Here is a 17,824-nt window from a genome sequence, read left to right as displayed (position 1 = left end):
ATGCTAATATTGCCAAAAAGAATAGTCTCGTTTTTGCCAAGTGCAACAGAATTACTATATGAATTTGGAGTGCAGGATGATCTGTATGGCGTAACACATGAATGTAAATTTCCTCCAGATGCATTAACAAAACCAATAGTTATCAATTCAGTAATCAACTCAGAAGAATTAACAAGTAATGAAATTGATAAAATGACTTGTCAATTATTGAATGACGGAAAAGATATTTTTACAATTGATAAAGACAATCTAAAAAAAGCAAACCCAGATCTAATCATATCTCAAGAAACATGCGAGGTTTGTGCTGCATATACAAATCAAGTAAACAAAGCAATGGGGATTCTTCAAACAAACCCAATGCTATATTCAATGGATCCCCACAACATAGAGGAAATTTTGAAATCAGTGACAGAATTAGGTAAAATATTATCTAAAGAAACCAAGGCCAAAGAGATTATAGAATCACTTGAAAAACGAATTCAACATATTAAAAATGAACAGAATGATGAAAAACCAAAAGTCCTAGCAATAGAATGGATGGAACCATTTTTTACAGCAGGCCATTGGGTTCCGGAAATGATAGAGTTTGCAGGAGGAATCAACATGATTAGTAAAACTGGCGAGCATTCAAGACGTCTAGATATTCAAGAAGTGATTGATTCTAAACCAGACATCATAATTATGATGCCATGTGGTTTTGACACAAAACGGACTGTAAAAGAATACAATAATATTCTAAAAGTAGATGAAATATGGAATTCACTTAAAGCAGTAAAGGAAAATCAAATTTATGCTGTTGACGCAAATTCATTTTTTAGCAAGCCGAGCATACGAACTGTAGACGGATTAGAAATATTAGCTAAAATTATTCAGCCAGACAAATGTGAAAATCTGAAGGTGCCCAATAAATCATTTTTAAAAATTTAAAGAAGCAAACTAATATCAAGAAAATATAAAAAATAAAGGCTGAATTTTAAATTGATTTTCCTTTAAATTGGTAATCAATTACTTTATGAAAAGTATTATGCGATGCAAAAACTGCCAATGCAGATAAACCAACCCAAACGAAATTCCGAATAGTAATTAATTCATTTGGTTGTTCCATTATTAATGATGCGTCAAACAACACATAGAAGTTATCAAATAACCAAAATGCCAAAGTTATCCAAGACAGTATACCACCAATAAGAAATCCCAACCTAGTTTTATTTTTGATAAAAACTATTGCTAGTATTACTGAAACATACCAAATTATTCCAACCAAAATCCATCCAGGTTCAAAAAGATTAGGTCTATCATCTAACCAGTAATATGTAGTTCCAACAAATGTCATTGCAATTAATGACATCATAAGGAGTTTTTGATTAACTTTGAAACCAGTTCTCTCTTCCTTTAGAGGTGCAATGGGAGGATTATCTCTAATTTCTTGTGTTGCAATATCAATTGATGTAGTAACAGATTTTAGAGAAACAGGAATAATTTTAGATAGAGAATTATCAGTGACTATAGTATCATGTACAAGGCTGTCAATAAGAGGTCTAGCTAGAGATGCTTTTACAGGAGTTATAAGATCAACCCAGTACGACGATAAACGAGTAGTCAAAAAAGGAATTTGAATTACAAAAAGTTTTTTCCCTAAATATGCAGCATATTCTCTCATCAATTCTTCATAAGTGATTTTATCAGGCCCTCCAATTTCATAGATTTTACCAGATGTTTCAGGTTTTTCCATGCATCCTCTAAGATATTCTATTACATCATCAACAGCTATAGGTTGTGCTAGTGATTTAACCCAAGAGGGACAAACCATTACAGGTAATCGTTCCACAAGGTATCGCAGCATTGCATATGATCCACCTTGAGCTCCAATAATCAATGATGCACGTAATTCAGTTACTGGAATGTTTCCAGATGCAAGTATTTCACCAACAGTTTTCCTACTTTTCATGTGCGGTGATAATGACAGACTATCATTTACAAGACCTCCAAGATAGATTATTCTTTTGACACCTGTTTTAGAAGCGGCTTTTAAGAAATTCTGAGCTTGAAGTTTCTCGCGATTAGCAAATTCTTTCCAATGATTTTTGTCACCCTCCATAGAATGAAGAAGGTAAAATGCAATATCTATTCCAGTTAGAGCATTTTGTAGTTGATCAATTTCAAAAACATCTGCCTGAACATATTTGACATTTGAAGTTTGTGAGATTTCTCTTCTAGACATTGCTTTTACAGAATAGCCATTTTTAGTTAAATTGGATATGAGTCGAGAGCCAATGAATCCCGTAGAACCAGTAACCAAAATGCTAAAACGATTATTTTTTAAATTAGGTTCAATTAGAGAATTTTGAGTCAATTCAAATTTTATGAAGATATAGAGTATTTAACAAATTAGCACCATTGATGATAGTTAGCATTAGTTATATACAAAATATGTAAGATTATAGTAATGGTATACATTAGAGCTAAAAAAGTAAAGTCTGATCAATATCTCTATCTTGTAAAGAGTGTATGGGATTCAAAGAAAAGTACATCAAAACAAGAGATTGTAAAATATCTTGGCAAAGCATCTGATGTTGTAAAAGACGACATACCAGTAGATTACAGAAATGATCCTAAAGTTCTATCTGTTCTTGCATCATTTAATCCAAAAGATATTAAAAAAAGAGAAGATGCATCTAGAAAATCAAAGAAGCAATTATACAAAAAGTTAACTGATGGGAATATTGAAGATTGTGTTAAAATTTTTGAGGAGTATGAAAAATTATTTAATACTGCAGATTTTTTTGATAAGATTCTCAAACCAGTGATGTATCAAATTGGAGAAGATTGGGCAAGTAACAAAATTAGTGTTGCCACAGAACATATAGCTAGCAATATTGCACTTACATTAGTGAAAATAACAATGGATAAAGTTTCAGGTTCTGGAAATAAGAAAAAAATTATCATATGTGTTCCCTTAGGAGAAGAACATCATTTGGGATGTGATGTCTTGGAAACATATCTATCCATTAAAGGATACAAAATCTTCAACATTGGAACATCTATCCCAACAGAATCTATACTAACATTCATTGAAAATAATAAACCAGATGCAGTTCTAATTTCAATTACTATAGAGGACAACTTGTTAGCAGGACAAAGATTAATCAAAAAGATTAGGAGTGAATATAAAATTCCAATATTAGTAGGAGGAAGGGCAGTCCAAAGAGAGAAAATTCCAAAATTTGATGCACAAATAATTTCAGATATTGGTCTTGAAAGTATTCAAAAAATACTTAGAAAATTGAAATGAAAAATTAAGAACAATTCTTTCACCAAATACAATATGTTGCATTATGATTCTATTAGGGCTTTTTAGCACATATGTAAAAAGTAAAAAAATGCATAGTGCCAAATTTTAAAAATTCTTGATGATTTTTATGCATGAATTAGCACTAGTTGAGAAATTTTCTTGATTTTATATAATTCAAAGACATAGTGGATTCATGAAACAAGAAATAATTCAAGAGAATAAAGAAGTATGTTTACAAATAGTCAACCCAGAAACTAAAATTTGTATTGTTTGCGGATATGATAAAATAGAATCTTTTGAGTTTGGAATGTCTTGTGAGGATTGCGGAACATCGTTTGGTAGAAAAAAGTGCAGTGGGGGTGAGATGAATGGGTAGAACATGTAGAGGAATATGTACAATGCATAGAGCAGAAGCAGTTCCAAATAAAATAAGATATGAAATAGGACAAAAAAGATGTACATTTTGTGGAATATTTTTGTCAATTGATGACACTAGATGTATTTGCTGTAAAGCAGTACTAAGAACAAAACCAAGAAGCAAGAAAAAAGACTAGTTATCTTTTCCAGCACTAACTAGAGACACGACATCTCTATCCCTTAGTTGGTAATCTATTGGCAATCTAAGATTGTATCGTAAATCTTTTCCATATAGAAGTCCCTTTGTGAGATCAGTATGGATTTCTTTTGCAAGATCACTTATTGTAGCCCCATCTTTTAGCAATATCAGATCAGGCAAGATTCGTCCTTTTTTATCAGTCAAATTTGTTTCATCAGCTACAGGATAAATTGAATTCATTTTGAGTAGTTTGAACACTGCAACGTTAATTGCAAATTGGACTCCAGTTCTCATGTATTCGCCCATAATTCCCTTTTTAATAAAATTGAGTGCATTGATTTGTTTCACATTCAGATCTTCAGATTTAATAATTTCAAATTGCTCAGAACCAGGAGAGTATTTTATCAATCCTTTCTGTTCTGCGCGCCTTAGACTAAATTCACTATCTCCACTTACCGGAATAACTATAGAGTCGTTAAAGCGCTCTCTGAGTCGTGCAAAATTTTTGTCTGCACCTTCAACATCGACTTTGTTTGCAACTATCAGAGTAGGCTTTGAAATTTTTCTTAGATGAGATGCAAATTTCTTGCTATCAACCATATCAAAATTATCAAAGTCTTTTTCCTCCAATCCTGTTGCCACAAATGTTTCTTTTACATGATTCTTGGTTACTCCAATTCCACGGTACAAATCAGTTATAGCATCAGAAATATCAGTGCCTGTTCTGATTAGTTTTGATACTTTCTCCCTATTTCCTTCTAAAATTTTATGATACCACATGATTAACTCCTCTTCAATGTCTGCAAAATCAGATATCGGATCACCAGTTCCAACTTCAGTGATTTTACCGGTAGAATCAACGCCACCAGAAGCATCTACAACATGTAGTAGGGCGTCAGATTGAGCAGCAATGGACAAGAATTGATTCCCCAACCCTTTGCCTTTCCAAGCATCTTTGATTAGTCCTGGTAAATCTATCAATTCTATTGGGATGTAGCGCCATCCATCAAGACATTTTGAATTGTTAGGATTATCTTGAATTTTAAATTCAGGGTGAACACATAATGTAATGGCATGTGCAATTCCAGATACTGGTGCCTTGGTAGTAAACGGATATGATGAAATTTCTTCAGATGATAATGTTGCAGAATTAAAGAAAGTGGTTTTTCCAGTATTGGTTTTACCAATTAGACCAAGTTTGATAGGCATAGCATGATTTTCAGTCCAGAATATTTATCTCTGCCTAGGAATGAATAGATTTTTTGTTTTTGATTTTTTCAAGTGTTTGTTCAAGTTCTTTTAGTGCCCAATCTATGTCAGATAAATCATCTTCAGATAGAGTATTTTTCCATTTATCCAACACACTGTTTGCAATTTCAGAAGAATTGTAAAGTATGTTCCAATAGGGATGATGTTCAGCCGTTGCATATGCAAGTTCAGTGACATCATTGAGACCATTTTTTGCTCTTGTAAGAGATGTAATATTCTCACCAAAGATTTTGATGATGTTATTTTCAAGATCTTCTTCGATCTTTAAAGGGATGTTTTGCTTTTCATATTTTTTTGCCAAATCAAGTAAATCATGATAAAAATTTTCAAACGTCATTATTTCATCAATCTCTGATGTTCTGCCAACATGCATCTATTGAAGACCACATTGATTCCTTCTTTTCTAGCTAGTTCTTCTGCTTCAGAATTGTGTATTCCTTCTTGAAGCCAGATTACTTTGGGTTTTTTCTTGATTGCATCATGAATTATGGATAAAACTTGTTCTGAGGGTCTAAAGACATCAATAATTTCAACTTCTTCTTGAATTTCTGAAACAGACGAATAGCATTTTTTACCCAGTATTTGATCAGTCGTAGGGTTTACAGGACGGATATCATATCCATTATCAGAGAGGTATTTTGGTACATAATGCGCTGCTTTTGAAGAATTTTTAGACATTCCTATAACTGCGACTTTTTGCATTGAAAGGAAATTACGTATCTGATCATCAGTATGTTTGTCCTGTTCCATAAAAATAAGAAACAGTTGAAGAATATAATTTTTGAAATTTTAAGTAAAACAAAGAATTTTTTACCCAGAAAAAACTAAAAATCGTATGGAAGAAGAACCAAAAGACGTCATAGTTTTGGGAGCAATTAAACACGGAATTAATAAATTTGAAAAAATTCAAAAAACGACTCAAATTGAAGCCGAAGAATTGAATAAAATTTTAGAGCAATTAGAAAATAGAGGGTTAATCGAGGTAGTGGAGAAAAAAGGATGGTTAGGAAAGAAAATAGAGATGAATGTTACAGAAAAAGGATCCAAAGAAGTAGATGAAAGAGTACACGAATTACAAACAAAATGGAATCAAATGTCCCAAATTTACAAAACAGGAGACAAAGAAAAAATGAAAGAATGTATGGAAGATAACAAGTCATTCTTACCAATGATGATGTTTTTTGGAGTAATGGATATGATGATGTTTTCAATGATGTTCAGTATGATGGGAATGACAATGTCAGATTACGTACCTGCAGAAAGTATTCCAGATGGAGGAGATACAGGAATGGATGATGGAAGTATGGATGATGGTATGGATGATGGCGGATTTGACATAGATATCGGATTCTAGTTCATATTTTATACTTGGGATTAAAACATAACTTGATTGATTTACAATTCATTTGACAGACCAGGATTAGTCAAAGTTCTAACATTTTTGCAGACACATAACACAGAATATTTGTCAGGTCAAGATTTGAGTGATGTTCTTAGAATCAGCAGAGTTGCAATATGGAAGCACATTAAAAAAATTCAAGAGTTAGGATACACTGTTGAATCAAAACAAAAGTTAGGATATAAGCTTACATCAAACTCAGATGTTCTTTTACCTTGGGAGATTACATCAGGGTTAAAAACAAAAAAAATTGGAAAGAAGGCATATTATTTTGATTCAATAGATTCTACTCAAAATCAAGCTCTAAAAATGTCAGAAGACTCTTCAAATGACGGCACCATAATAATAGCAGCAAAACAGACAGGAGGAAAGGGGAGATTGGGAAGAAAGTGGCTCTCGCCTAAAGGAGGTATTTGGTTTTCGATAATATTACAACCAAAGTTTGATATTTCAATTACCACATTATTTCCAATAGCATCATCACTTGCATTATCATATGCAATAGAAAAAACATTCAAAATAAAACCAGAATTAAAATGGCCAAATGATTTGACAATTAAAGGAAAAAAAGTTGCAGGGATGTTAGTTGACGTATCACTAGAATCAAATAAAATAGAAAATTTGGTTTTAGGGGTGGGAATAAATTTTGATGTAGATGTCAGACAGATTGAAAAAACTCTCAAAGATACACCTAATTTTTACGGAGTATCATCACTAAGTGAGCAAAAAATAAAAATCAAGCCAAAAATTTTGGTTCAAACATTTTTACTAGAATTAGAAAAAATTTATGAATTATTAAATAAAAAACAAACAAAAAATATTATTTCAGACTGGACAAAAAGATCATCCACAATTGGGAAGAAAGTAGAACTCAGCACGGTAAACGGGAAAATAAAAGGAGATGCAATTAAAATTGATAGTGATGGAGCATTAATTGTATCTGAGAAAAATAAAACAAATAAAATAATTGCAGGCGATATTATTCATTTAACAAAATAAGATTATTTTTTAGTACTTTTAGATTTAGAGGTTTTTCTTTTTTTGGATTTAGTCATAACGAGTTTCTTTTTTTTAGATTCAAGCATAGAGGATTGTGTTTTTAGAATTTCTTTTAGATCTTTTTGTATCTCAAAAACAGATGAAAGCATTTCCTCTAATGCCTCAGAATACTCAGCATATGCAGAAACTAGTTCAGTTTTCTTATCATTTGCTTTTGATAAGAATTCATTTGAGCGCAGCAAATTTGCAGATGCCACCATTTCAGGTATATCAGATGGTAATTCACCTAATTGATTCAAATCATGCGTGATTTCTTGTATTTTTTTTCGTAAGTCATAGATTATTTCACCTGCTCCAACTTTTGTCAATACAAAAGACGTGTTGATGAATAAATTAAAGATTTTCTAATAGTATCAATTACTATGGCATGTAAAATAACAAGTTATACTTGATATAAAATAGAAATAGATTATATCTAAAACGACAAATATGAAAAAAGGTACAATGCAAAATATTCATTTTCTAGTCATAATCTTGTTTACTTCATTATATCTTACAACACCTGCTTTTGCACAAACAGAGAAAGAAGCAGAAGAGATGTTTAATCAAGCAACAGATCTGTTTGTTAAGGGAAATTACAAGCAAGCAATAACAATTTATGATGATATTTTAGAGATTGCACCAAACAATATCTCAACACTAAAGATGAAGGGAATTGCACAAAGTAATCTTGAGGATCATACAAATTCATTAAAACAGTTTTTCAAAGTTTTGCAGTATTCCCCAAATGATGCCTTAGCATTAACTGGTATTGGAGTAGGATTTGGGAATCTTGGAGAATATCAAGAATCTATAGCATATATTCAAAGGGCACATAATGAAAAACCTAACAGTATAGTAATTAATAATTATAAAGAATTTATCGAAAAAGTTATTTCAAAATACCCATACAAACCGACAGAAAAACCAAAGGGTTTAGAAAAAGAATTCATTACATCAATTCCCCAATGGGTTAAACCAATAGCTAAATGGTGGGCTGATGGACAAATTGACGATACTGAATTTGCTTCAGCATTACTGTATCTTATTGAGAATCAAATAATCCAAATTCCACCTGTAGAAACACAAAATACATCAAATGAAATTCCCAAATGGATAAGAAACAATGCAGGATGGTGGTCCGATGGACAAATTGACGATGACGCATTTGTATCAGGAATTCAATATATGATTGAGCAAGGAATCATAACTGTAAATCTTAAAGATCTTAATAAAAAATCACAAGAGGAGTTAGATCATGAGTTTTACTTGTTTGGAAAATATCTAAGAGACATTTCAAACAACATCACTAAAGAAAAAAGATACATCGAATTTCCCAATCCCAGTCAGGATGTCATAAAGAAATTTTTAAGAGATTACATAAAATGGAATTTTGAAGCAGAAGTATCAAAGGCATCTAGTAATTTTCCAGATCCCACATATGAGATAGTTGATGGAACATACAATATTTTATACAAAGTATTCATCAATGAGCAGCCAACAGGACTTCCCTTAGATCATGTAAACACATTGCAAAACTCCTTAGCATTTTGGGAGAAACAAGAATTGAATACAAATGATCAAAAAGCCAAAATAAAATTTGAAATTACAAATCAAAAACACGAAGCAAATGTGTGGGTGACATGGGTAGTTCGAGATATCGGTGAGGGGGTTTTAGGCCATGCACATCTTGGTAAAGGAGTAGTTGAAGTAACATTAGGAGATTACAATTGTGATGGAAGTTTTCAGTTGTATGATGTAAAAAGTGTGGAGACAATCATGACACATGAATTAGGACATTCAATAGGTTTGAAACATGTAGAAGATCAAATGAATATAATGTATCCATCATATACACCATCATATGCTTATTGTCTGTTGAGTTAATTTCAAAAATATACAATCATATTCTAAATATCGAGAACAAGTATTAGCTTAACCTACATACAATTAACCTGCAGAAATTAGGTAAAATGGATAATAAGGTAATTGGGCAATAATTGATTATTATGCTTAAAAACACAATGATCTCGGGTCCAAAATGCCCATCATGTGGAAATCAAAAAATAGTTACAGATCAAGATACAGGGGAATTGTTTTGTGGAAAATGTGGTTTTGTTGTTACAGATAAAATTGCAGACACAGGTGCTGAGTGGCGTTCTTTTTCAAATGATGAAACAAACAGAACCAGAGTAGGAGCTGGAACATCATTGACAATGCACGATATGGGATTATCAACAGTGATAGGAGCTGCAAATAAAGACTCTACAGGTAAACCTCTATCTGCAAGTGTAAAAAGTTCCATTGAAAGATTAAGAACGTGGGATAGTAGAACACAAGCACATTCATCTGCAGATAGAAATCTAAGACAAGCATTAAATGAAATGGACAAGTTAAAAGACAAACTTGCTTTAACAGATGCAGTAGTAGAGAAAGCAGCTTATATTTACAGAAAAGCAATGGAGCGAAAATTAGTCAGAGGCAGATCAATTCAAGGATTAGTTGCAGCATGTCTTTATGCTTCATGTAGAAATACAGAAACGCCTAGAACATTAGACGATGTTGCAAAAGGAATCAACATTAGAAGAAAAGATGTTGCAAGATGCTATAGATTAATTTTCAGAGAACTTGAATTAAAAATGCCAGTAGTTGATCCTGTTAAAGGAGTTTCAAGAATTGCAAGTATTGCAGAGTTAAGTGAAAAAAGTAAACGAAAAGCAATTGAAATTTTAAATCAAGCAAAAACAATGGGTATTGTAGCGGGAAAAGATCCAATGGGTATTGCCGCAGCTGCATTATACCTAGCATGTATCAGTACAGGAGAGATAAAATCTCAGAAGGATATCTCAATTGCATCAGGAGTGACAGAAGTCACGATAAGAAATAGATGTGCAGGATTGAGAAAAATGCTAAATGATTGAAATGTTAGAAAATAAATGGTCTGAGTGGTTAGATAATAATCAAGAAATTATTTCAAAAATACCTGAAAAGCCTGGGGTGTATATGATGCATGCATCAATGAAAATATTGTTAATCGGAGGCTCTAAAAACATGAAAAAATCAATCGCAGAAGATCTAGAAAAAAAATGTGTTTCAAGTTCAACTAGAATCAGATTCAGAGAAGAAGTGAATTTTGATGAAATAAAAAATGAATTGATTTCAGGCTACAAAAAAAGACATGAGGGAAATATTCCCCAATGTATGAATTAATTCAAAAATCTTTTAAACTCTAATTTATCCCATGGGAAAACAACATATGCAGAATTTTTTGTTTTAGTAGCATAGATTAATTGTTTAGGATATTTCTTTCCACATCTTGCAAACAATGTAACATAAACAAGTTTTGATGGCTCATCAACTTTAGAAATAATTTTCTTAAACGTATCACCGGAATCAAAGATATCATCAACAAATAAGGAATCTGAAGATAACTTTTTTTTATCAACTAGAATTTTTTGAATTCCAAGATGATCAGCAAGTAAACGTGATGGAATCAATCCACCTCTACTAACAGTAGAGATACTCGAAAATGTTCTAGGTAATTTTAAAATAGTTTTCGAAAGGGTTTTTACCAGTGAGTCTATCTCATTCCAATCAACGTTCTGACTTGATATCATAGTTTCGATATGGGGAGAGATGATTTAGTAGTTTGCTCAGAAAGTTTTTGTGGGGGATTTTTTCAAAGGCTCAATGATCTTGAGAATTTTGAATGGTAATTTTCCAAAGTCTAACTCTTTTTCAGATGACAGAAGTAGTACATCGTCATTGTTTAATGGGAAACTCATTACGATTACTTTATCTCGATATGACATTGAAAAATGAACTTTACCAAATTCATGATCAAATTCGCGCCTCATTCTAACACGTAAAGCCAATTCCATGAACATCATCTCATCTTGTTTTTGAGCTTCAAGTGAAAGTAGACCTTTTTTCATTCCACCAGCTGCAAGATGACCACGGCTGTTGATTATTCTTGCAGAGCGCATTTTAGGATCAAGTTTTATGATTTTTTGACAGATTTTTTCTAGCTCTTCGGCATTCTCCATCAGTCTAACTTTACAAGCGATCTATTTATTGCGAGCTGTGATAAATGATATCTGTGCAGCCAGAGCAAACTAAAGAAAAGCCTGAATCAGTAAAAGAAAAAGAAGAACCATCTAAAGAAATTTCAGATCAATTCAAGCATCTATCATTATTTTGGACTGATATTATGCATTTAATGGCAAGTAAGCCTCAAGCACTAACATCAATTGGTCCTATGCGCGCATTTGCTGCAAACTCTAAGAAAATTTCAACAGAGATAATAGAAATGAATGAAGATTTAATGGAATTTAACAAATATCTCACTCAATATTATAAACAGCTATCAGAAGCTTGGGGAGTTGCTCAAAAGAAAGTGAATCTAAAAGCACCAGAAGTACCACAAGACGTTGAACAGATAGAGGCATTCAAAAGAATATGGATTGATATTTTTGATAATGATTTTACAGAATTATTTGATTCGGAGAATTTTGGAGATAATTATGGAAAACTAGTATCAAAGGAACTAGAATTAACAAAACACTGGAATAACATAGCTAATGTAATTTTACAATCAGTTAATCTTCCAAGTAAAGAAGAGATAGATGAAGTTTACAAAGAGATGCATTCATTAAAAAAAAGAGTTGGAAAACTAGAATTAGAATTAAAGAAAAAGGAGATAAAGGAAAATGCAAAGTGAGTCAAAAGTAGACCCAAAAATAATTGAAGAGATTTTAAAATTCAGTAAAAATGTAATAAATGCTCCAAAATTAGTTGCAGCACCTGATGAGATTGTTTTAGAAGTAACACCTCATGATACTGTACAAATGATGGATAAAACTAGATTAATACATTATAGATCTCTTACTGAAAAACAACACAAAACACCATTGCTAATTTCATATGCACTGATAAACAGATACCATATTCTGGATATTCAACCAGAAAAAAGTTGGGTGAGAAATTTGTTACAACAAGGATTCGATGTGTACATGTTAGACTGGGGAACACCAACTAGCATGGACAAGTATCTTGATTTTGATGATTATGTAAATGGTTATCTAGATACGTATGTGGAATATATTAAAAATGAATCATCAAATGAAAAAATTACATTGCAAGGGTATTGTACTGGTGCAACTATCGCGACAGCATACGCATCTTTACATCCTGAAAGTGTAAAAAATTACATTGCAACTGCACCAGTAATTGATGGATGGCGAGACACCACAGTAATCAGCAATCTTGCAAAGCATATGGATGTAGATAGAATGGTTGAAGTTATTGGAAATATGCCTCCGGAATTCATGTATTATTGCTTTTCAGTACTCAAACCATTTGAGCAAGGAATTGAAAAATATGTCAAATTTTTCAAAAATATAGACAACAAAAAATTTGTAGATAATTTCCTCAGAGTGGAAAAATGGTTAGGTGACACACCTCCAATCCCAGGAGAATTATTCAAACAGTGGATTAAAGACATCTATCAAGATAATTTATTGATTCAAAATAAGATGCACATAGGAGGGCAAAGAATTGATTTGAAGAAAATAGATATGCCAGTATTTACACAAGTGGCAGTAGGAGATCACCTAGTATCTCCAGAATGCAGTATGCCTCTACATTACGCTATTGGAAGTGAGGATAAAACATTGAGAATGTATCCAACAGGACATGTAGGGATGATTGCCAGTTCATTGTCACAAAAAAAGGTATTGCCTGAGCTTGGACAATGGTTAGCTGAAAGATCATAAAAAAGAAAAAGAAGAAAAAAATTCTTTCTAGTTATTTTTTGTAGTGAATACAGAAATCCAAGATTGTAGAATGTTTCTGTTTAGGTCAGCAAATGACTTTGCATTATCGTTGAATGTTTTGATATTTTGTTGTGTTGCATCGATAGTTGCAAGTGCCACTTGATTTTGTATGGAAGTTGCCTTTACAATTTCTTCTGTTGTATCATTCATTACTTTTAGTGTAGTTGCAGGAATATTTGCTGCAATACCTGATTTCTTTGCATATTCTTTTTGTAATGTGATAGTTGAATCTACGACATTTTCATATGCTTGTAGGTATTCCTGTTGTACGTTAGTAATTGATTGATGGTACTGAGGTACTGATTGTTTTATACCATTGAAGATTTTGTCAATATTTTCTTGATATGTAGAAAACAGATCTTTTGGATTACTAGTTGTTTCGTTTTTACTCATTGTTTCACCTCCTTGGTTTTTGATTTCTTTGCAATTGGTAGGATGATAACTTGAACCAAGTCACCGTCATTCAAGCCAAGTGCATTACGTTCAGCTTCAGGTATTGAGATTCTACCATTACTACTAATGGTGGTTTTGTATGCACCCCAATTCATAAAGGATGGAAGCATTTGTCCGATGTTAAACATGGCATCCATGCTTTTATTTTGCATAGATGCTACATTTTCCATAATGTTAGATTGAGTTTTTCGAGTACTGTCAGAAACTCCTTTGAGTGTTTCTAATGGATCAAATGTTTTTCCAGGTTGATTTGTCATCAAAGCACCAAAATTTTTCATAAATTCTGCTTGAGCTTGACCACTTTTTTTAATCCAAGATTTGAACATTTCACTAGGATCATATAGGTTTTGATTACCATTCATTGGTAATCATTGGGAATAGTTGTATTTAAATGATCTATTAATTCGCTAGAAACTCCAAAGATTTACTTGAAAAAGTCTGTGGATCTTGTACATATGGAGTATGACCACACCTCTCCATTTTAAAAAGTTGGCAGTTGGGAATTTTAGATGTAAAAATATCAGCATATTCAATTGGGATCACTGGATCATCAACACCCCAAATCAATAGTGTTGGAGAAACTATAGATTCAAGTTTTGATGAAACAAGTTTTGAATTTTTTAATCCCAAGATAGTAGACATGAATGCGAGTTTTGCATTAGGTAATTTCATTCTCTCTACAAAACCATTAACAAGATCTTCAGGAACTTCTTCTCCAGAAGATTCCATTAGTTCAAATGCTTTTTTGGCATTCACTTCATTTGGATATAAAGCTGCCATAATATATGCATCAAGTGCAGGGGTGGAATGCTCCATTACACCAGCTGGAGATGAAAGAATTAATTTCTCAACCTTTTGTGGATATGATAAAGTAAACTCAGCAGATACTTGCCCTCCCAAAGAAGATCCAATGATACTTGCACTTTTAGTATTAGTCAAAGAGAAGAATTTACTTAAAAAATCTGAAAAGTATTGCGGAGTATAATCTACAAGAGGTTTGTCACTATATCCAAAGCCAATTAGATCAGGAACCAATACTCGATAATGTTTTGCAAAAATAGGAATGACTTTAGCCCATCTTTCAGATGATGCACCCAAACCGTGAACTAGTACTAGAGTTTTTTGAGAATCTCCAGATTCTAGATAACGAATCTTGTTGTCATCTATCTGAAGAAATTTTTCTTCCACTATTTGTAGCTCAATTAAATCACTAGATAAATTTAGTGAAAACAGCGATCAAGAAGATGCCAGAACATCTAATTTACTAATTAAGAAAATAGATTAGCTTTTTTAAGTTCGAAAATACGGGGTTTGTGTGATACAAAAGAAAATTTCAAAAATACTAGTTCCGTTAGATGGTTCAAAAAATTCCATAAGAGGCCTTGAAACTGCAATTACTTTAGCAAGACACTGTGGAGCAATTATCACAGGAGTGTATTCAATTCATGCACCTCCACATTCAGAATTCAGAGGTGTAGGATCAGTTGAAAAAGCGCTAAATAAAGAAGTGAAGAAAATAATGGAAGAGGCAAAAACACTTGCAGCAAAACACGGAATAGTATTCAAAGAAAAAGTGATGAGTGGAGAGATAGGATATAATATTATCAAAATGGCTCATGGAAAAGAAAAATTTGATATGATAGTTATAGGATCCCGTGGGAGAAGTTCTGCTAAAGAAATGTTTTTCGGCAGTACATCAAACTATGTCATACATGCATCCAAGATCCCAGTAGTTATTGTGAAATAATTTTAAGAGAATCCGTGTTTCTTGAAATATTTTTGATGATATTCCTCAGCTTTGTAAAATGTTGGAGCAGGAATAATTTCGGTCACTATAGGATTGTCAAACTTTCCTGATTTTTCAAGTTCTTGTTTTGATTTTTCTGCAATTATTTTTTGTTCTTCATCATGAATGAAAATTGCAGAACGATATTGATTACCAACATCAGGCCCTTGACGATTCAAAGTTGTAGGATTGTGATTATTCCAAAATACATCAAGAAGTTCTTCATAAGATATCTCATCAGGATCATATTCTACCTGCACAGCTTCTGCATGACCAGTCTTATCAGTACATACTTCTTCATAAGTTGGATTTGGAAGTTGCCCACCAATATATCCTACTTGTGTTGATTTCACACCTTTAGTCTTATTTAGTAAATCCTCAACATGCCAAAAACACCCAGCTCCAAATGTTGCTTTCATAAAATTATTCATTCAATATAGAATTAAAACCATTCTAAATTATTCAATTAAAATAATATCTTTTTGAATAAGAAATTTAATAGAATTGATGAATTCTTGTTGAGAAATTAAATCATTAGACCACCAATGAGAAGTATTCCTAAACCAAGATGGAACATCATCTATGCTCGAATTAATGTAATCAACATTAGGGATTACAATGATTTTGTTTTGCAACATAAAATCTAATCCAGCCATAAATTCAGAATCAGAGAGGTCACCGGTTGCCCAATTTTTAGCATATATTTTTATCCAGTCTGGTATATCTGTAGAAAATCCCAAGATATCATAAATTGTTTTGTCTGGGAATTGTGAATCAAACCATGATTGGTATTGAGGTTCTGTATAATATCGGTCAACATAATATTGAGGGGATTTATCAAATGAAGGAAAATTTTCAATGTGAGTAGTTTGATACCCTACAACACCGTCTAGAGAATATAATGGAAATTGTGAATCAAACCATGATTGGTATTGAGGTTCTGTAGCATACCTGTCGATGTAGTATTGTGGAGGTTTATCAAATGAAGGAAATCCAAAAATTCTCATTTTAGGGTTTTCTGTAAAAGAGATTTCAGAGTCAACCCTAGGAATTAATGACGGTGTTTCTATTTTAGTTGTGCCAGGTGATGTAGATGAAGGTTGAGGATTACTCGACTCAGAATTACTGGATTCAGAATTAGGTTTTATTTCTTTATAATCAATTAGTTTTTCAAGGTTTCCAGCATAAGAGATTTTGATAGTATATTTTCCATCTTCATTCCATGTAGGTCCACCAGCATGAAGAGTTTTAGTAAAACTCCCATCATTTTTTGGCACTACACTGTCAATATGTGCCAAGCCGCTTCCACTTGGAGTTATGATTTGAATAATTATTGTAGGTATTGCAGAATCATAATCAACATTACCAGTGATTTTGATCGAATCTCCAAGATAATACAATGATTTATCAGTTGAAAAATTATTGACTGTTGCAAATGAGGAGTTCAAATTAAATGAAAATAGAATTAACACTGAAAATAGAATTAAATAATATTTCATATTTGAATGCTAATTTGATCAGATATAATTAAACAATTCTACAAATAACTCTGTCCGGTTTAAGTGACATCGGTGAATATTTCAACAACTTTTTTTGCCAAAGTTTCAATATTTGCAGTAGGTTCTGCAGATATTAACAAGAGAATTTGGGTAATTGGAAATGGGAAGCTTACCAAAACAGCCTTATCGCGTCTTGCTGCAAGGTAATTAATTGGCCCCAAACTCTCATCATATTCTTTTCGAATAGATGCTTTAGATACAAACTCCAAAAAAGACTGTAATCTAGTCTCATCTCCTTCATGAGGAATAAGACCTTCCTTAAAACCACCAGCGATTAGGTGACCATCCTTATCAACAATACCTGCAAAACGTATCTCTTCTTCACGAAGTAGTTCATTGCATTTTTCACCATATAATTTCAAAGCAGTGTCAGACATAGAATAACTTAAGATATCAAAAATAAAAACCTAGTCAATTTCAAGATCATGATTATGATGAAATACCAAATTGGTCTTAATGTTTAAGAATTTTTTACATGGAATTAATAAGCAAAAACAAGAGATAATTCATTATTGAAAACGGTGATTTTTGGAATTTTAGCAATTGTTCTAATAGCTAGTTTTAATGCTCAAAGTTCTTTTGCACATAATCCTGATTTTAAAATCAGTACTACAGAAGATATTCTAAAATTTTGTGAG

The 17,824-nt window shown here is 32.3% G+C and carries 25 protein-coding genes; 12 read left to right on the top strand and 13 right to left on the bottom strand.

Going from position 1 to position 17,824, the window contains the following annotated elements; genetic code table 11:
* Nucleotides 1-927, top strand: a complete 927-nt coding sequence (locus tag ACW9W3_RS08920; protein WP_457765794.1) for a cobalamin-binding protein — start codon at nucleotides 1-3, stop codon at nucleotides 925-927.
* A gap of 46 nt (nucleotides 928-973) precedes the next feature.
* On the opposite strand, the gene ACW9W3_RS08915 is transcribed toward ACW9W3_RS08920, so the two are convergent.
* Entirely contained in the window at nucleotides 974-2,353 is a 1,380-nt protein-coding gene (locus tag ACW9W3_RS08915; protein ID WP_457765793.1) for an NAD(P)H-binding protein, read from the bottom strand.
* A gap of 93 nt (nucleotides 2,354-2,446) precedes the next feature.
* Here ACW9W3_RS08915 and ACW9W3_RS08910 point away from each other — a divergent pair, with 93 nt between their 5' ends.
* The 3 genes from ACW9W3_RS08910 to ACW9W3_RS08900 all read left to right on the top strand — a co-directional run bounded on the left by ACW9W3_RS08910 (nucleotide 2,447) and on the right by ACW9W3_RS08900 (nucleotide 3,846).
* A complete protein-coding gene (locus tag ACW9W3_RS08910) occupies nucleotides 2,447-3,292 on the top strand; it encodes a cobalamin B12-binding domain-containing protein (RefSeq protein ID WP_457765792.1) in 846 nt (281 codons plus the stop codon).
* A gap of 193 nt (nucleotides 3,293-3,485) precedes the next feature.
* Nucleotides 3,486-3,668 (top strand): hypothetical protein, encoded by a 183-nt coding sequence (locus ACW9W3_RS08905; RefSeq protein ID WP_457765791.1) that lies wholly within the window; start codon nucleotides 3,486-3,488, stop codon nucleotides 3,666-3,668.
* Nucleotides 3,661-3,846: a hypothetical protein gene (locus tag ACW9W3_RS08900; RefSeq protein WP_457765790.1), complete on the top strand. Its 186-nt coding sequence runs from the start codon at nucleotides 3,661-3,663 to the stop codon at nucleotides 3,844-3,846. The genes ACW9W3_RS08905 and ACW9W3_RS08900 overlap by 8 nt, the downstream gene beginning before the upstream one ends.
* Here ACW9W3_RS08900 and ACW9W3_RS08895 read toward each other — a convergent pair.
* The 3 genes from ACW9W3_RS08895 to ACW9W3_RS08885 are packed head-to-tail and all read right to left on the bottom strand — an operon-like array spanning nucleotide 3,843 to nucleotide 5,867.
* Nucleotides 3,843-5,057: a redox-regulated ATPase YchF gene (locus ACW9W3_RS08895; RefSeq protein ID WP_457765789.1), complete on the bottom strand. Its 1,215-nt coding sequence runs from the start codon at nucleotides 5,055-5,057 to the stop codon at nucleotides 3,843-3,845. The genes ACW9W3_RS08900 and ACW9W3_RS08895 overlap by 4 nt on opposite strands.
* A 34-nt stretch (nucleotides 5,058-5,091) precedes the next feature.
* Entirely contained in the window at nucleotides 5,092-5,457 is a 366-nt protein-coding gene (locus tag ACW9W3_RS08890; RefSeq protein ID WP_457765831.1) for a hypothetical protein, read from the bottom strand.
* On the bottom strand, nucleotides 5,454-5,867 hold the full coding sequence (locus ACW9W3_RS08885) for a CoA-binding protein (protein ID WP_457765788.1): 414 nt from the start codon (nucleotides 5,865-5,867) through the stop codon (nucleotides 5,454-5,456). Before ACW9W3_RS08885 ends, ACW9W3_RS08890 begins: the two co-directional genes overlap by 4 nt.
* Nucleotides 5,868-5,952: 85 nt before the next feature.
* Here ACW9W3_RS08885 and ACW9W3_RS08880 point away from each other — a divergent pair, with 85 nt between their 5' ends.
* A complete protein-coding gene (locus tag ACW9W3_RS08880; RefSeq protein WP_457765787.1) occupies nucleotides 5,953-6,471 on the top strand; it encodes a hypothetical protein in 519 nt (172 codons plus the stop codon).
* Between the two features lie 36 nt (nucleotides 6,472-6,507).
* A complete protein-coding gene (locus ACW9W3_RS08875) occupies nucleotides 6,508-7,515 on the top strand; it encodes a biotin--[acetyl-CoA-carboxylase] ligase (protein WP_457765786.1) in 1,008 nt (335 codons plus the stop codon).
* Between the two features lie 2 nt (nucleotides 7,516-7,517).
* Here the strand turns inward: ACW9W3_RS08875 and ACW9W3_RS08870 are convergent, their stop codons facing one another.
* Nucleotides 7,518-7,883: a hypothetical protein gene (locus tag ACW9W3_RS08870; RefSeq protein WP_457765785.1), complete on the bottom strand. Its 366-nt coding sequence runs from the start codon at nucleotides 7,881-7,883 to the stop codon at nucleotides 7,518-7,520.
* A gap of 136 nt (nucleotides 7,884-8,019) precedes the next feature.
* Here ACW9W3_RS08870 and ACW9W3_RS08865 point away from each other — a divergent pair, with 136 nt between their 5' ends.
* The 3 genes from ACW9W3_RS08865 to ACW9W3_RS08855 all read left to right on the top strand — a co-directional run bounded on the left by ACW9W3_RS08865 (nucleotide 8,020) and on the right by ACW9W3_RS08855 (nucleotide 10,764).
* Complete coding sequence (locus ACW9W3_RS08865; RefSeq protein ID WP_457765830.1) at nucleotides 8,020-9,441, top strand: M57 family metalloprotease; 1,422 nt, start codon at nucleotides 8,020-8,022, stop codon at nucleotides 9,439-9,441.
* A 122-nt stretch (nucleotides 9,442-9,563) separates the two neighbouring features.
* Entirely contained in the window at nucleotides 9,564-10,475 is a 912-nt protein-coding gene (locus ACW9W3_RS08860; RefSeq protein ID WP_457765784.1) for a transcription initiation factor IIB, read from the top strand.
* On the top strand, nucleotides 10,468-10,764 hold the full coding sequence (locus tag ACW9W3_RS08855) for a hypothetical protein (RefSeq protein WP_457765783.1): 297 nt from the start codon (nucleotides 10,468-10,470) through the stop codon (nucleotides 10,762-10,764). Before ACW9W3_RS08860 ends, ACW9W3_RS08855 begins: the two co-directional genes overlap by 8 nt.
* On the opposite strand, the gene ACW9W3_RS08850 is transcribed toward ACW9W3_RS08855, so the two are convergent.
* Both ACW9W3_RS08850 and ACW9W3_RS08845 read right to left on the bottom strand, forming a co-directional pair.
* Nucleotides 10,761-11,171, bottom strand: coding sequence for a phosphoribosyltransferase (locus tag ACW9W3_RS08850; RefSeq protein ID WP_457765782.1), 411 nt, complete (start codon nucleotides 11,169-11,171; stop codon nucleotides 10,761-10,763). The genes ACW9W3_RS08855 and ACW9W3_RS08850 overlap by 4 nt on opposite strands.
* 36 nt (nucleotides 11,172-11,207) lie before the next feature.
* A complete protein-coding gene (locus tag ACW9W3_RS08845; protein ID WP_457765781.1) occupies nucleotides 11,208-11,600 on the bottom strand; it encodes a DUF6659 family protein in 393 nt (130 codons plus the stop codon).
* A 164-nt stretch (nucleotides 11,601-11,764) separates the two neighbouring features.
* On the opposite strand from ACW9W3_RS08845, the gene ACW9W3_RS08840 reads away from it, so the two are divergent.
* Together ACW9W3_RS08840 and phaC are read left to right on the top strand one after the other, a co-directional pair.
* Nucleotides 11,765-12,274 carry a poly(R)-hydroxyalkanoic acid synthase subunit PhaE gene (locus ACW9W3_RS08840; protein WP_457765829.1) on the top strand — a complete coding sequence of 170 codons (510 nt, stop codon included), beginning with the start codon at nucleotides 11,765-11,767 and terminating at the stop codon, nucleotides 12,272-12,274.
* Entirely contained in the window at nucleotides 12,264-13,328 is a 1,065-nt protein-coding gene (gene phaC, locus ACW9W3_RS08835) for a class III poly(R)-hydroxyalkanoic acid synthase subunit PhaC (protein WP_457765780.1), read from the top strand. The genes ACW9W3_RS08840 and phaC overlap by 11 nt, the downstream gene beginning before the upstream one ends.
* 27 nt (nucleotides 13,329-13,355) lie before the next feature.
* On the opposite strand, the gene ACW9W3_RS08830 is transcribed toward phaC, so the two are convergent.
* Genes ACW9W3_RS08830 through ACW9W3_RS08820 form a run of 3 tightly spaced genes read right to left on the bottom strand, consistent with a single transcriptional unit; the run spans nucleotide 13,356 to nucleotide 15,029 of the window.
* Nucleotides 13,356-13,781: a hypothetical protein gene (locus tag ACW9W3_RS08830; protein ID WP_457765779.1), complete on the bottom strand. Its 426-nt coding sequence runs from the start codon at nucleotides 13,779-13,781 to the stop codon at nucleotides 13,356-13,358.
* Nucleotides 13,778-14,203 carry an AbrB/MazE/SpoVT family DNA-binding domain-containing protein gene (locus ACW9W3_RS08825; protein WP_457765778.1) on the bottom strand — a complete coding sequence of 142 codons (426 nt, stop codon included), beginning with the start codon at nucleotides 14,201-14,203 and terminating at the stop codon, nucleotides 13,778-13,780. The genes ACW9W3_RS08830 and ACW9W3_RS08825 overlap by 4 nt, the downstream gene beginning before the upstream one ends.
* 37 nt (nucleotides 14,204-14,240) lie before the next feature.
* The gene (locus ACW9W3_RS08820; RefSeq protein ID WP_457765777.1) at nucleotides 14,241-15,029 is read right to left on the bottom strand and encodes an alpha/beta fold hydrolase; all 789 of its coding nucleotides are present in this window, start codon (nucleotides 15,027-15,029) and stop codon (nucleotides 14,241-14,243) included.
* 127 nt (nucleotides 15,030-15,156) lie between these two features.
* On the opposite strand from ACW9W3_RS08820, the gene ACW9W3_RS08815 reads away from it, so the two are divergent.
* On the top strand, nucleotides 15,157-15,588 hold the full coding sequence (locus tag ACW9W3_RS08815; RefSeq protein ID WP_457765776.1) for a universal stress protein: 432 nt from the start codon (nucleotides 15,157-15,159) through the stop codon (nucleotides 15,586-15,588).
* Nucleotides 15,589-15,590: 2 nt separating this feature from the next.
* On the opposite strand, the gene msrA is transcribed toward ACW9W3_RS08815, so the two are convergent.
* Genes msrA through ACW9W3_RS08800 form a run of 3 tightly spaced genes read right to left on the bottom strand, consistent with a single transcriptional unit; the run spans nucleotide 15,591 to nucleotide 17,563 of the window.
* The gene (gene msrA / locus ACW9W3_RS08810; RefSeq protein WP_457765775.1) at nucleotides 15,591-16,046 is read right to left on the bottom strand and encodes a peptide-methionine (S)-S-oxide reductase MsrA; all 456 of its coding nucleotides are present in this window, start codon (nucleotides 16,044-16,046) and stop codon (nucleotides 15,591-15,593) included.
* Nucleotides 16,047-16,085: 39 nt separating this feature from the next.
* Nucleotides 16,086-17,126, bottom strand: a complete 1,041-nt coding sequence (locus ACW9W3_RS08805) for a hypothetical protein (RefSeq protein WP_457765774.1) — start codon at nucleotides 17,124-17,126, stop codon at nucleotides 16,086-16,088.
* Nucleotides 17,127-17,185: 59 nt separating this feature from the next.
* Nucleotides 17,186-17,563, bottom strand: coding sequence for a DUF6659 family protein (locus ACW9W3_RS08800; protein ID WP_457765773.1), 378 nt, complete (start codon nucleotides 17,561-17,563; stop codon nucleotides 17,186-17,188).
* Nucleotides 17,564-17,824: the final 261 nt, after the last annotated feature.

The organism is Candidatus Nitrosopumilus sp. bin_68KS, from assembly GCF_054095825.1.
This window is presented reverse-complemented; position numbering and strand designations above follow the sequence as displayed.